This window comes from Mediterranea sp. An20, from assembly GCF_002160055.1.
GTDB lineage: Bacteria > Bacteroidota > Bacteroidia > Bacteroidales > Bacteroidaceae > Bacteroides > Bacteroides avicola.
The window spans coordinates 78731-92588 of record NZ_NFJV01000012.1 but is presented as its reverse complement, the minus strand read 5'-3'; the positions used below and the strand labels follow the sequence as shown (position 1 = coordinate 92588).

At 50.8% G+C, this 13858-nt stretch carries 7 protein-coding genes; 4 read left to right on the top strand and 3 right to left on the bottom strand.

Translation table 11 applies throughout. The annotated features are described in order from the left end of the window. Positions 1–1805 precede the first annotated feature (1805 nt). Entirely contained in the window at positions 1806–3008 is a 1203-nt protein-coding gene (locus B5F34_RS08760) for a DUF4221 family protein (protein ID WP_087337465.1), read from the top strand. 159 nt (positions 3009–3167) lie between these two features. Then, on the top strand, positions 3168–5459 hold the full coding sequence (locus B5F34_RS08755; RefSeq protein ID WP_140392988.1) for a hypothetical protein: 2292 nt from the start codon (positions 3168–3170) through the stop codon (positions 5457–5459). A 93-nt stretch (positions 5460–5552) separates the two neighbouring features. Here B5F34_RS08755 and tyrS read toward each other — a convergent pair whose 3' ends face one another. The 3 genes from tyrS to B5F34_RS17565 all read right to left on the bottom strand — a co-directional run bounded on the left by tyrS (position 5553) and on the right by B5F34_RS17565 (position 8134). Next, entirely contained in the window at positions 5553–6845 is a 1293-nt protein-coding gene (gene tyrS, locus B5F34_RS08750; protein ID WP_087337462.1) for a tyrosine--tRNA ligase, read from the bottom strand. A 121-nt stretch (positions 6846–6966) separates the two neighbouring features. Continuing rightward, a complete protein-coding gene (locus B5F34_RS08745) occupies positions 6967–7854 on the bottom strand; it encodes an AraC family transcriptional regulator (RefSeq protein WP_087337459.1) in 888 nt (295 codons plus the stop codon). Between the two features lie 115 nt (positions 7855–7969). Continuing rightward, on the bottom strand, positions 7970–8134 hold the full coding sequence (locus tag B5F34_RS17565) for a hypothetical protein (RefSeq protein ID WP_162609309.1): 165 nt from the start codon (positions 8132–8134) through the stop codon (positions 7970–7972). A 149-nt stretch (positions 8135–8283) separates the two neighbouring features. Here B5F34_RS17565 and B5F34_RS08740 point away from each other — a divergent pair, with 149 nt between their 5' ends. Together B5F34_RS08740 and B5F34_RS08735 are read left to right on the top strand one after the other, a co-directional pair. Continuing rightward, a complete protein-coding gene (locus tag B5F34_RS08740) occupies positions 8284–11112 on the top strand; it encodes a sugar-binding domain-containing protein (RefSeq protein ID WP_087337456.1) in 2829 nt (942 codons plus the stop codon). Continuing rightward, positions 11093–13858, top strand: coding sequence for a sugar-binding domain-containing protein (locus B5F34_RS08735; protein WP_162609308.1), 2766 nt, complete (start codon positions 11093–11095; stop codon positions 13856–13858). Before B5F34_RS08740 ends, B5F34_RS08735 begins: the two co-directional genes overlap by 20 nt.

Here is a 13858-nt window from a genome sequence, read left to right as displayed (position 1 = left end):
TCTATGACTTCTTGACAGACTTATGCTTTGCGCGGGTTAGAATGGTACATTTCCACATTGTCTTCCCGGCATGCACTGACATCCTCAAAGAGGTCGAACCCGCTTATACCACCCAAAACGAAGTGAAGCATCTCGACTGCATCAGCATCTGTTTTGAGATCTTTCGCTTCGCTCAAGATGACAAAATGAAAGTTAATCTATGTTTTGATACACCCTCGCTTGATGAAAGATAAAAACAGAGGCAGAAGCAAAGGAAAAATCAACCGACTTACAGTTTTTCGGTGAAACCGGATTCTGTGCCCGAATATAAACGGAAATATAAATGAATATCGGGTATGTTTCACAGCATCCAACTGATATACAATCATTTGACAAATCGTAAGCAGCTATTTTTTATAAATGAAAAATGAGGTGCAAAACAGGTGCATGGCGCACCAGAAACCGCCTGCACCATGTTTGGCAACAAACTGCCTTCACGCCTTCAACGGCCTGCAAATATCTACTGTACAAGGAATTGGTGTGAAAGATACATCCTTCACCCTGCTTTCACACACCCGGCGTACCACTACAGATGCACGGCCCGGTTCTGTTTTTACCGGTTTTCTCCTTATACTTTGAAAGCAGCGTCCTTAGTCTTTAGAAGCAGGTGGCGCATATATAAGAAGCAGACGACGGCAGTGCCTGACATCAGGGGAAGGCAAGGAAACCACAAAGCGAAAGGTGTGAAAGATGCGTGAAGGCTCTATCTTTCACAACATCTCACTGAGTTGCAACAGTTTGAACGACGGTGAAAGCGTGAAGGCAGCCGGAAGGGAATCACACTGTAAGGAGGAGAAAAAGCCAGGATGGTGTCACCCAACCTCCATCTGAATCGGCTAAACCTGCATTTAAAGAAGCTAAACCTGCATTTGAGCTGGCTAAACCTGCATTTGAGCGAAGCTAACACTCAACTCTTGCTTGCCTCGCACACCCGGCAACCTCGGAGAGGTTGAACTATGGGTAACCGCTGGTGGCTCCCCGAAGGGGAACACCTGCGGATCTATCCTCGCTCTCTCACATCGACCTCAAAGGGGTCGAACCACGCATGTCCGACCACATTCTTCTGACTGACTCTTTCCCGATTCATCCATTTATATAGCCTGTCCTCTATCTACAGTTGCTCAAGCTCTCGTCCGTAAGAATGGGATTAAGATGGATGAGCGGTTCTTTCAGGCAGAATAAACGTGGTTCGACCCCTACGAGGTCGATGGAAGGGAGGAGGATGAGGTAATCCGCAGGTGTTCCCCTTCGGGGAGCCACCCGCGGTTAAGCATCGTTCAACCTCTCCGAGGTTGCCGAATGTACGAGGGAAGAAAGAGTCGGACGTACGAAGCAAGAAAGAGTCAGGCGTGCGAGGTGCAACCTCTTCGAGGATGTCAATGCATGCAGGGCAGGTAATGTGAAAAATGCCCAATTCTAACCCGCCCAAAGTATAATTGATTACTTCATTTGATATGCAGGTTTATATGCAAGACTCCCATTGTAGGCGTTAAGGAGTATTGCATACAAAACTGCATACACATTTTTATGGGAAACTTAGAGCCTGTTTAAATTTTGCTCAGCTTTATTTTGAGTGCTGTTTCCGAGGATATTTTTCCGGTGTACTGAGGAACGTAGCGGGCTACGTGACGAAGTATGCCGGGAAAAGAGACCGGAAAGAGACTCAACAGAAGCTGAAAATAAATCTATAAAAGGAAAATTTAAACAGACTCTTAATATCGAATGCCTAATAATGAGTATTTTTACAGTCACTAAATAATTAGGTTATGAAAGTTACACAATTGCTACATTTTTTATTTGTAACGTTGCTTATCCTTGCATTAACTTCCTGTAGAAATGGTGTGGTGAAGGTTGACAATGAGATGGAAGGAAAACTCACCGCTACTTTCCAATTAGCAGAAAAGGGTGAAAAAAAATTCTATTTGGATGCAGAAACCGCACCGAAACCTCCTTATATGCAATTGTGGACTGATTCGTTGGGCAAAAGGTTCCTGACGTTTCTGAATCCTTATAAGAATGCCATTTATTTTTATAATTATGATGACACGACCTACGTTAAAAGGATAGCCTACAATAAAGAAGGCCCTAACGCAATATTGAAAGTGTCCGGCTATCACATCAAGAATGCGGACTCCATCTACATCTATAATATGCCAATGGTTCAAGTGGAATTGGCTGACGCACAAGGGAAAGTCAAAGCGCATATTCCATTGACCGGAGCTTCCAAGGAACCGGATTGGCCCAACTATTATCCGCAATACCTACTGAGTACCGTAACTTCGTTTATTCCAATAGATTCGACATTGATATTGACCGGTCAGTCCATGTTGTCCGTTCCGGCTGAGAATATTGAACGCTTTAAATTCAGTGCCTATATAAATACAGCTACGAACCAGGTGGACTTCCGTCATACGTATCCGAAAGAGATTTATGGCAATAATGCGAATTGGGAAGGCGGATTGCCCACCCAGGTATTTTCAACACTCTCTCCCAACAAGGAACTTGTGTTCAGTTTTCCTGCCTCCCATAATCTCTACCTGACCCGATGGGACGAAGATGCAACCCAAACAGTCTACGGCGGGAGTAACGTGGCTCGCACCATTCATTCCATAGATTACAGCGATGTCAAAAAAACTCCAGATGAATTGGTTATAGAGAATTATATGAAAGAAGATATGTATGGTGCGATTCTTTATGACCCTTATCGAAATGTGTATTACCGGTTTATGTTGAAAGGTCTGCCTGATGCAACCATCAAGACCGTTAAAGAAGAGAAGCCCATAGTAGTCATCCTAATGGATGAACATTTCCACTATATGGGAGAAACAAACCTTGGGACTGGCAAAGAATGGAATTGGACCAACGCTTTCGTTACCCAAGAGGGATTAAACATAGAATATATTGGAGATATAGGCATCAATGAGGACTATCTGACCCTAAAGGTCTTATCTCCTAAGGCTCTTAATTGATTTACGCGATATGGGAAGAATTGTGAAAGCTAGGACCATCCGAATATCTATGTAGACAAAGAAAATCAGTTTGTGATGCCGACCAATAATTCCATTTATCCTTGCATCATTCAGTTAAAAGAAGATTTGAAAGAGAATGACAATTAACTATCATCAGCCATGAGAAAGACAATCTGTTTCCTCTTATGCTGTATGGCCGGTTTTGCGGTCCGTGCCCAGGCACCCGCCGACTCCGTCCCGCAAGACTACAACGGCCTGCGCGAGACGGTGTACCTGCAGACCAGCAAGGGTGTATATGAAGCAGGAGAAGACCTGTGGTTCAAGGGATATGCCTTCGATGCGCAGACACTGGCGCTTTCTGATAGGAGCCGTACCCTGTTCGTAGAGATGGCAGACGGGAAAGACAGCATCGTGTGGCAGGAGAAATATCCGATACATGCGGGCATGGCCGAGGGACACATCTACGTGGACAAGGCTCTCCGTCCGGGCAACTACCGCATCCATGCCTATACCCGCCACTCTCTCCTACGCGACACACTGATGCCCATCTATCCCAAAGTGATACGGGTGGTAAAGGAGATTGCAGACAAACTTGAGCACAAGGAAGCGGTAAGTAAGTCCGACACGGTGGCACGGCTGCAATTCTTCCCGGAAGGAGGTGATTTGATAGACGGAATCCCCTCGAAGGTGGCCTTCAAAGCCACAGACTATCGGGGAATGCCCGTTCCCGTGGAGGGTGTATTGGAAGAGAATGGCCGTGTGGTGGCCCGACTGGAGTCCATGCACGACGGCATGGGTTTTCTTATCCTGAACCCGCATAAGGAAGCCTCATATAAGGTCGTGCTGGATGACGGCAGAGAGTTCCCTTTCTGCGGCATACAACCTTCCGGTCTTGCACTGAGGCTGAACAAGCAGACGGAACAGTTTCTTGACTTCCACCTGTCACAACCAAATGGTAATAAGCCACAAACGGTGAGATTAGTGGGACGCATGCGGGGCATGACCTGCTGTACGGCTACAGCCACCCTGCATGGCAGTGTGCGGGTGCGTATGCCGGTGGAAACATTTACCCAACAAGGCATTGCGGAGTTTACTCTCTACAATGAAGCCGGCCGCCCCATGGCGGAACGCTTAGTGTACGTGCATCCGCAAAGACGGCTGTATGTGGAAGTGAAACCGAGCAGGACACGCTATTGGAAAAGGGAAAAAGGAACATTGAAAATACGGGTAACCGATGAACACGGAAGACCCGTGCAGGCAAACCTGGCCTTGAGTCTGTTCGATAAAGCATACGTCAACGAAAAGGTTCCGGAAAATCTGCTGTCCTACTGCTTCCTGTCTACGGAAATCATGGGAAACATACACAACCCGTCCTATTACTTTGACGAGCGGAACAAAGACCGTTTGGAATCGCTGGACCTGTTGCTGCTGACGCAAGGATGGCGGCGGTATGTGTGGGAGGAGCGGGACACCGTGACATCTGCCTCCATATTCCTGCACGATGAGATCAACGGGGTGCAGACCATCGGAACAAAAAGAAGAGTAAAGGAAGTGGGAGGTATGCAACAGGCCATCCAGGTGTTTGGTCCCGATGGAAATGCAGAGATTCTGCTGACCGACACTTTGGGACAGTTCACGCTCTCGACAGAACTGATGGAGAAGTTGCAAGGCGGCTACGTATACATCAAACCGCTACTGGACAAAGACCGCTACAAGCCTTCTGTAGCTTTTAAGGACTTGCTTGGACAAGCAGACAGTTTGCGGAAAACCCGACAAGTATATTACTCCTTTATGCAACCCGAACGTGTAAGCAAAGAACCTGATTATCTTAGAATTGGAATTGACGGCAGCATTCTTCTGTCAGAAGTGACAGTGACGACAGATAAAGTAAGGGTGTTCCGCGATAAATTTATGGGACGCTTGGATAGTTTGGCACAAACAGATTTGAACGGAGCGTGGGTCTGTGAAGACTGTAAGAATAACTATCCTTTTTTAAACGATTACAAAGGGTATTCCCATCATCCGGCATGCTGCCCATATGATGGAAAGAAATCAGCACCAGTTATCGGAAAGTCGTATGAACTTATAAAATATGAACCTGTTGGTCCTGATGGAATTTGGATTGTGACAGACATTCAATTCATTACATATAATGGACCGGAATTTACAGAAGAAGAACTTCTACGCATGAACAACATCTACCGCACCAAAGGCTATTACGGCAAACGTGAGTTCTACCAACCGGATGAATGGGACATGCAGAGTTCCGTTCCCGATGCCCGCAACACCTTGTTGTGGCTACCCAACTTAGTGACAGATGAGAATGGAGAAGCAGAAGCTGAATTCTATTGTTCGGACATCAACACCGGCTTTATCGGCGTGGTGGAAGGCACCGACGGGCAGGGACTGCTGGGCACGGGGCAATGTGAATTCAGGGTAGTGCGAAATTAATAGGACAGATTTATAAAAATAAAGAGGATGTGCCAGGATTTGTCCGACACATCCTCTTTATCTATATTTATCTATGGAACGACAATGCCTGTCTTACTTGGCAATCACCAAATAATAGTTCTTCTTGCCGCGCTGTACTAACAGATACTTGTCGTCCAGCAAGTCGGCGGTGGTGATGACTTGGTCGAAAGCAGCCAGCTTCTCCTTGTTCAACGAAACGCCGCCACCCTGCACCAACTTACGCATTTCGCCCTTCGAAGCAAAAATGGGAGCGTTTTCTACAAAGAGGTCAACTGCCTTGACGCCGGCGCCGAGTGCATCGCGCGACACTTCAAACTGGGGCACGCCTTCGAAGACAGACAGCAGCGTCTGCTCGTCCAGCTTTCTCAACGCATCGCTCGTGCCACCGCCAAACAGGATGTTGGATGCCTCAACAGCTGCGTTATAATCATCCTCGGAGTGTACCATGACAGTCACTTCGCGGGCCAGGCGCTTCTGCAACAGACGCAGGTGCGGAGCCTCGGCGTGCTGGGCGGTCAGGGCCTCGATTTCCTCCTTGGGAAGGGCGGTAAATATCTTGATGTAGCGGGCAGCATCTTCGTCGCTCACGTTCAGCCAGAACTGGTAGAACTTGTAGGGAGAAGTATAGCGCGGGTCGAGCCATACGTTGCCGCTCTCCGTCTTGCCGAACTTTCCGCCGTCGGCCTTCGTGATGAGGGGGCAAGTCAGGGCAAACACTTCGCCGCCGTTGGTGCGGCGGATGAGTTCGGCACCGGTGGTGATATTGCCCCACTGGTCGCTGCCACCCATCTGGAGCTTACAGCCCTTGGTCTCGTAAAGGTGCAGGAAGTCATAGCCCTGCAGCAGTTGGTAAGTGAATTCGGTGAAGGAAAGGCCGTCGCGCGCTTCGCCGTTGAGGCGTTTCTTCACGCTGTCTTTGGCCATCATATAGTTGACGGTAATGTGCTTGCCTACCTCACGGGCAAAGTCCAGGAAAGTGAAATTCTTCATCCAGTCGTAGTTATTGACCAGTTCGGCATGGTTGGGCGCATCCGAATCGAAGTCCAGGAACTTGGAGAGCTGTTTCTTCATGCCTTCGATGTTGTGCCGCAAGGTTTCCTCGGTCAGCAGGTTGCGTTCCTGCGATTTGCCGGAGGGGTCACCAATCATGCCCGTAGCGCCGCCGATGAGTGCCAGCGGCTTGTGGCCGCAACGCTGGAAGTGGCGCAGAATCATCACGCTGCACAAGTGGCCGATGTGGAGGGAATCGGCCGTGGGGTCAAAACCGATGTAAGCAGTCACTTGTTCTTTGGCCAGCAGTTCTTCCGTGCCGGGCATCATGTCGTGGAGCATGCCACGCCATCTTAATTCTTCTACAAAATTCATCGAATGAGTAATTGTTTTTTAATACGTTTAATGATTAACGCTGCAAAAGTACGACACTTTATCTGAAGAAACAACTTTTGGGCGGGCTGAATGTTGCAAAAGCCAAAGGAAAGGAAACACCTCAGCCTTTCTTCATCTGTTTGTAGCGGCTGGGAGGCATCCCCATGACCTTGCTGAAGAGCCGGGAGAAGTAATAGCTGTCTTCAATGCCTATCTTGTAGCATATCTGGTTGATTTTCATATCCGTAAAATCCAGCAGACGGCAAGCCTGGCGAATTTTCAGCTGGTTGAAATAGGCCAACGGCGGATAGCCTGTACGTCGGCAAAACAACTGGGAGAAGTGAGAGGGCGAATAACCTGCCTGCGAAGCCATCTCATTCAACGTCAGCTTTTTACCCACATTTTCTTTCATGAAGTGTATGGCGGCAGTCACCATGTCGTTCGTCTCCGCATCGGGACGGACAGCGTCGCGGTATTGCCGCAGGTAGCGCAGCGTGCCGAGATAATGGTGGAAGATGGAGCAGGCATACAGCAGGTTCTCGTGGCTGTAGCCCATCTCCAGCGTACGGAAAATCTCTTCAAACAGCAGGATACGGTCGCTGATGCGTGAATGAGCCCCCGGCTTGATTTCGACCGGACAGGCGCAGGGCTGTGCAAAATGGGCAGCCAGCCGCCCCTTGAAGTGAATCCAGTAAATGGTCCACGGATTCTGCTCGTCTGCCTTGTAGGCATGGGGCTGACCGGCAGGCAGGATGAAATACTGGTCGGGGCCCACCGGAAAAGTCTTCCCGCCGATGCGGAACCATCCCTCCCCCTCTGTGCAGTAGATGAAGACATATTGTGTGATGGGCGATTTCCGCTCCCGGAAGTGGTGCCGGGCTTTCGGATAATAGCCTATATCGGTGATGTGCAGCAAGGAGGCAACCGGGTCGGCTTCCATCTCATGCACGACAGGTTGCGGCAAGACCAACGCCCTTTCGCCACAGAAGCCGTCTTTTCTTTTAATCATGGCAGCATTGTTTAAGTGTTCACGGATGCAAAGATACGAAAAAAGTGAAAGGCGCTAAACTTTTCATGCACAATACTGATGTAGCGCATACAGCACGGATTCTCTGATAAGCCCTTCACAGAAAGCTGCTAAGCGATAAGCAGCCAACTGCCAAGCCACAAGCAACGAACTCGTTATATATAAGAAATAGCAGACTGATTGTCAGCGAGATAAGAAGAAGTTTGCCCGCCATCCGGGAAACCTTGGCCGCTTCAGGATGCAGAATCAGAAAATAATCCATGTTCATCCTCTTTTTATCTATTCTCTTTCCGGCATAAAGTCAGTTACTTTGCACTGTCTTTCCGATGTCTCCGGCATGGATTCGGAATTATCCCGCCATTCCGGCAGAAGCCAGGAAAAAACCGGACAGCACCATAACAAATAAGATATATGAAACAAAGGAATGTGATTGGATGGGCCTGCCTGCTCGCATGGGCACTTGCGGCCCCTGCCTGCCGACAGACACCGCAGGAAATGTCTCTGGCAGGAGAATGGCAGTTTGCTTTAGACCCGAAAGATGTGGGAATGAAAGAGGAATGGCAAGGACAATCTCTGCCGGAAACCTTGTACTTGCCCGGTTCGCTGCAGGAGCAGGGAAAAGGCGAAGACATCGGACTTGATACGGAATGGACGGGGCAGATTGTGGACAGTTCGTGGTATAAGGCACCGGAATATGCCGCCTACCGAAAACCCGGAAACATCAAAGTGCCTTTCTGGCTGAACCCGGACAAACATTATGTAGGCGCGGCATGGTATCAGCGGAAAGTGAATATCCCCGCCGGGTGGGAAAACCGGCCGGTAGAACTGGAACTGGAACGGACACACTGGTCTACCACCCTCTTCGTAGACGGCAAGGAGACGGGTAGCCGGAATTCCCTGCAAACCCCGCACCGTTACATGCTGGAAGGCTTGCAGGCCGGCGAACATACCCTGACATTGCGGGTAGACAACCGGCTTTACGTGGATGTAGGCTATAACGCACACAGCGTCTCCGACCATACGCAAAGCAACTGGAACGGCATAGTGGGCGACATCCGACTGACAGCCAAACCTTCTCTCTACCTGGGCGACATCCGCATCGACCCGGATATTCGGAACAAACAAGCACATGTCAAGATAGAACTGAAAGGAGAAGCTCCGGACGCTGACCAGCCGGAACTGTCGCTCCAAGCCGAAACGCTGGACGGGAAACCGGTGGGAAAGCCGGTACGCCTGACCCTCGAAAACAAACAAACAAAACAGGAAGTGGAAGCCACGGTAGACTTAGGCGCTGATGCCGGACTTTGGTCGGAACACACGCCGAACGTCTACCGGATGGCTGTCACTCTGCACACCGCGGAAGGAGAAGACCATGCCGCACCCAACTTCGGACTGCGCGAATTCAAAGCCAACGGAACCCGCTTTGAAGTGAACGGACAGCCCGTATTCCTGCGCGGCACGCTGGAATGCTGCATCTTCCCCCTGACCGGCTATCCCTCGATGGAGAAAGATTATTGGGCGAAAATCTACCGCACCTGCAAGGAATACGGCCTGAACCACGTCCGCTTCCACTCGTGGTGCCCGCCGGAGGTCGCCTTCCACGTGGCAGACAGCTTAGGCATCTACCTGCAGGTGGAATGCGGAGGATGGGCGGAAGTGGGAAGCGGAAAACCGCAAGACCGCTGGTTTGAGGAAGAAAGCCAACGCATACTCAGGGAATATGGCAACCATCCTTCTTTCTGCCTGATGGTGTATGGCAATGAGCCGGCAGGTGCCAACCAGGTGCAATATCTGTCGCAGTTAGTAGACACTTGGAAGAATCAGGATCCGCGACGCGTTTACTCCAGCTCGGCAGGATGGCCCTACATCGAAAATGCCGACTATTGGAACACACCCGACCCGCGCATCCAGGCATGGGGCGCAGGTGTAAACAGCCTCATCAACCGACAGGCACCGAGCACGGACTATGACTGGCGCACCGCCATCCGGCAGGAAATGCCGACCGTCAGCCACGAAATCGGGCAATGGTGCGTATATCCCAACTTCAAGGAGATACCTAAATATACCGGCGTGCTCAAGGCCAAAAACCTCGAAATCTTCCAGGAGACCTTGCAACAGCACGGACTGGGCGACATGGCAGAACGCTTCCTTTATGCCTCCGGCCGCCTGCAGACCCTCTGCTACAAAGCAGATATAGAAGCTGCCCTGCGTACCCCCGGCTTTGCCGGCTTCCAGTTGCTCGACCTGCATGATTTCCCCGGCCAGGGAACTGCCCTTGTCGGCGTGCTCGACCCCTTCTGGGACAGCAAAGGCTACGTGACAGGCGAAGAATACCGGACTTTCTGCAACAAGACTGTCCCTCTGGCACGCTTCTCCAAAATGGTCTGGCTGAACAACGAAGTGTTGGAAGCACCGCTGGAAATGGCACATTTCGGTGCTGAACCCATGCACGGCGCACAAGTGCACTGGCAGGTGAGCACCCAAGACCAGCAAATCCTGGTGGAAGAGACCGTGACTTGCGACCTTCCTCTGGGAAACTGCATCCCCGTAGGGGAAATCCGGGCGGAGCTCTCGACCCTGACCCGACCCACACAACTGACAGTCACAGCCGAAGTGCAGGGCACGGAAGCACGGAACCAATGGAACCTGTGGGTCTATCCTTCGGAGAAGAATGCGGTTGAAACCATGCCCTACATCACCACCCGGATGGACGCCACCGCACGGAAGCAACTCGAACAGGGAGGTTCCGTCCTGCTGCTGACTTACGGCACGGTTCCTCCAGAAAAGGGTGGAAACATCACCGTCGGTTTCTCCAGCATCTTCTGGAATACGGCATGGACCCGCGGACAGGCACCCCACACCCTCGGCGTCTGCTGCGACCCGCAACACCCGGCTCTTGCCGCTTTCCCCAACGAAGGGGTCAGTGATTACCAGTGGTGGGACCTGATGAACCGGTGTGAAGCCATGCGGATGGATGACCTGCCTCAGGAGCTGCGCCCCATTGTCTACCTCATAGACGACTGGTTTACCAACCGGCGACTGGGCATGCTATTCGAGGCACGCATAGGAAAAGGCAAAATCCTGGTATGCAGCGCCGACATCCAACACGACCTGTCCTCCCGACCGGCAGCGGCACAATTCCGGCAAAGCCTGCTGGAATACATGGCTTCGGATAAGTTCCAGCCACAGACTGAAGTGAACATCAACGATTTGACTTACGATGATAATGAGAAGAAATAAGATTAAGATACTGAGTGTGCTGGCGGTATGCCTGACTGCCTGCCTGCTGACCGGAACAGCACGCGCCGAAAAGATAGACCTTGCCGGAATGTGGCGCTTTCAATTAGACCCGATGGGGTTCGGCAAGACACCCGGTTCGGAACTATACCTGAGCCGCCTGACAGAAACCATTACCCTGCCCGGCTCGACCGATGAAGGAGGCAAAGGCATACAGAACGTAGTGGCCCATGTAGACCGGCTGAGCCGCAAGTTCGAATATTGCGGACAAGCGTGGTACCAGCGGGAAGTGGTCATCCCCGACGACTGGGCAGGAAAAGAAATTACCCTCTTCCTGGAACGCTGCCATTGGGAAACAGCCGTATTTGTCGACGGCCAGTCGGCAGGAACTGACGAGAGGCTTTCTACCCCCAACCGTTTTGTACTGACACGGCAACTGACACCGGGCGTACATACACTGACCCTCTGCATCGACAACCGTCTGAAATATCCCATGGATCAGTGGACGCACGGAACAACGGAATACACGCAGACCAACTGGAACGGCGTCGTAGGCCGCATTGAACTGCAGGCACGACCGGCTTCTTATATCCATAGAATGAAACTCTACCCGGACATCGACGAAGCAACTGTACGTATTTGTTTGGACCTCCACTCGAAAGGAGAAACACAAACAGGCACCCTCCAACTTCGACTCCGCGAAAAAGACGGACGCGAGATAGGCACAACCACTGTACCCGTCTCGCTTGCAGCCGATACACTGCTGCTGGAACAGACCCTGACCATCGGAAAGAAAAGGATGAAACTCTGGGATGAATTCTCACCCGCCCTCTATACACTCGAAGCAGTGCTGGAAAGCGAAGCGGGACAAGATACCTGTACGGCCGATTTCGGTATGCGACGGGTAGAACAGGGCAAACACCACATCCGGCTGAACGGACGAGACATACATCTGCGCGGTGTATTAGACTGCTGTGTCTTCCCGCTGACCGGCTATCCGGCAACTGATGTGCCGGCCTGGAAACGCATATTCCGGACAGTAAAAGATTATGGAATGAATCATGTGCGGTTTCATTCGTGGTGCCCGCCCGAAGCTGCATTCGAAGCCGCAGACCAAACCGGCATATATCTGCAGGTAGAACTCCCGATGTGGATTAAAGACGTGGGGAAATATCCGGCACGCCGCAACTTCTTTGAAAAAGAAATGTATGCCATCCTGGATGAGTATGGAAACCACCCTTCTTTCCTGCTATACTGCAACGGCAATGAGAACGAAGGAGATTTTGCGGTTCTTGAAGACCTGATAAAAAAAGGGAAGAGCTACGATTCCCGGCATCTTTATTCGGCTTCCACAGCCCGGACACATGTACAGGCAGACCAATATTATACTTCCCACGTAACCCATAAAGGCTGGATTACTGTCTACGAAGGACAACCGTCGACAGACTGGGACCGCTCGGAAACTTCGGACATCGACGTACCGGTCATCGCTCATGAAACGGGGCAGCGCTGCATGTATCCCAATTTCCGGGAAATAGCCAAATATACCGGTGTGCTGGAACCCCGCAACTTCGTGGTTTTCCAGGAACGGCTGGCACGTAACGGGATGCTCCCGCAAGCAGAAGACTTCTTCCGTGCAACAGGAGCACACACCGTATTGCAATACAAGGAAGTAAACGAAGCACTGCTGCGTACTGCCAACTCCGGCGGATTCCAACTGCTCGGACTGGCAGACTTTCCCGGTCAGGGCAGCGCATTTGTAGGCATCTTAGATGCTTTTTGGGAAAGCAAAGGACTGGTTACACCCGAAAAATTCCGCGAGTCGTGTGCGCCGACAGTCCTGCTGGCACGCATCCCCAAACGTACCTACACCAACCAAGAAACATTCAGAGCCAAACTCGGCATCTATCACTTCGGCCCCGAAGCCATTGACAAAGGGACAATAACCTGGCAGCTGGCCGATGAAGCAGGACAAATCGTAAGAGAAGGAAAGATGCGGCACGGGAAAATTCCTGCCAGCACGGTAGACAGCATCGGTGTGCTTGACATATCGCTTTCTACAGTTGCAGAAGCCGGGAAATTCACCCTGAAAACCCATCTGGCAAACGGCATCCGCAACGAGTGGGACATCTGGATATATCCTTCCGGTAAACAGACGCCGGCAGCAACCCCTCGCTATGTCCGTCACTGGCAGGAAGCCAAAGAACGGCTGCAGAAAGGGGAAACGGTGTGGTTCATACCAGACAGTTGCGCAGGACGGAAGACACATTTTGCCAGCCATTTCTGGAATCCTATCATGTTCAACTGGGAACCGATGATCGTAGGTACTCTGATAAAATACCGGCATCCTGCTTTTAACCAATTCCCCACTTCCTATTATGCCGACTGGCAATGGTGGGACATTCTGAATGATGCAACGGCTTTAGACCTGACAGACTTGCGCAACCTGACACCGGTCATCCAAAGTATTGACACGTATGAGACAAACAGGAAACTGGGAATTGCATTCGAAGCAAAAGTTGGCCCAGGAAAGCTATTCGTGCTGTGTGTGGACCCCGAGAAAAACAAAGAGAACCGATTGGCCATGCAACAACTGCTGGTTTCCATACAGAACTATGTAGAATCGGATGACTTTCAGCCATCAGCAACATTGCAGCCCTACGAACTGGACAAACTGTTCAGTACGGACAAAACAGCCCGAACAGACCAGCGCTCCAGCCAGGCAGTAGAACAGTTGCTCAACCAATAA

Excerpts from the sequence above, each read along its gene's own strand:
- B5F34_RS08735 (WP_162609308.1), top strand. The coding sequence starts at position 11,093 with ATGATAATGAGAAGAAATAAGATTAAGATACTGAGTGTGCTGGCGGTA.
- B5F34_RS08755 (WP_140392988.1), top strand. The coding sequence starts at position 3,168 with ATGAGAAAGACAATCTGTTTCCTCTTATGCTGTATGGCCGGTTTTGCG.
- B5F34_RS08760 (WP_087337465.1), top strand. The coding sequence starts at position 1,806 with ATGAAAGTTACACAATTGCTACATTTTTTATTTGTAACGTTGCTTATC.
- B5F34_RS08740 (WP_087337456.1), top strand. The coding sequence starts at position 8,284 with ATGAAACAAAGGAATGTGATTGGATGGGCCTGCCTGCTCGCATGGGCA.
- B5F34_RS17565 (WP_162609309.1), bottom strand. The coding sequence starts at position 8,134 with ATGGATTATTTTCTGATTCTGCATCCTGAAGCGGCCAAGGTTTCCCGG.
- tyrS (WP_087337462.1), bottom strand. The coding sequence starts at position 6,845 with ATGAATTTTGTAGAAGAATTAAGATGGCGTGGCATGCTCCACGACATG.
- B5F34_RS08745 (WP_087337459.1), bottom strand. The coding sequence starts at position 7,854 with ATGATTAAAAGAAAAGACGGCTTCTGTGGCGAAAGGGCGTTGGTCTTG.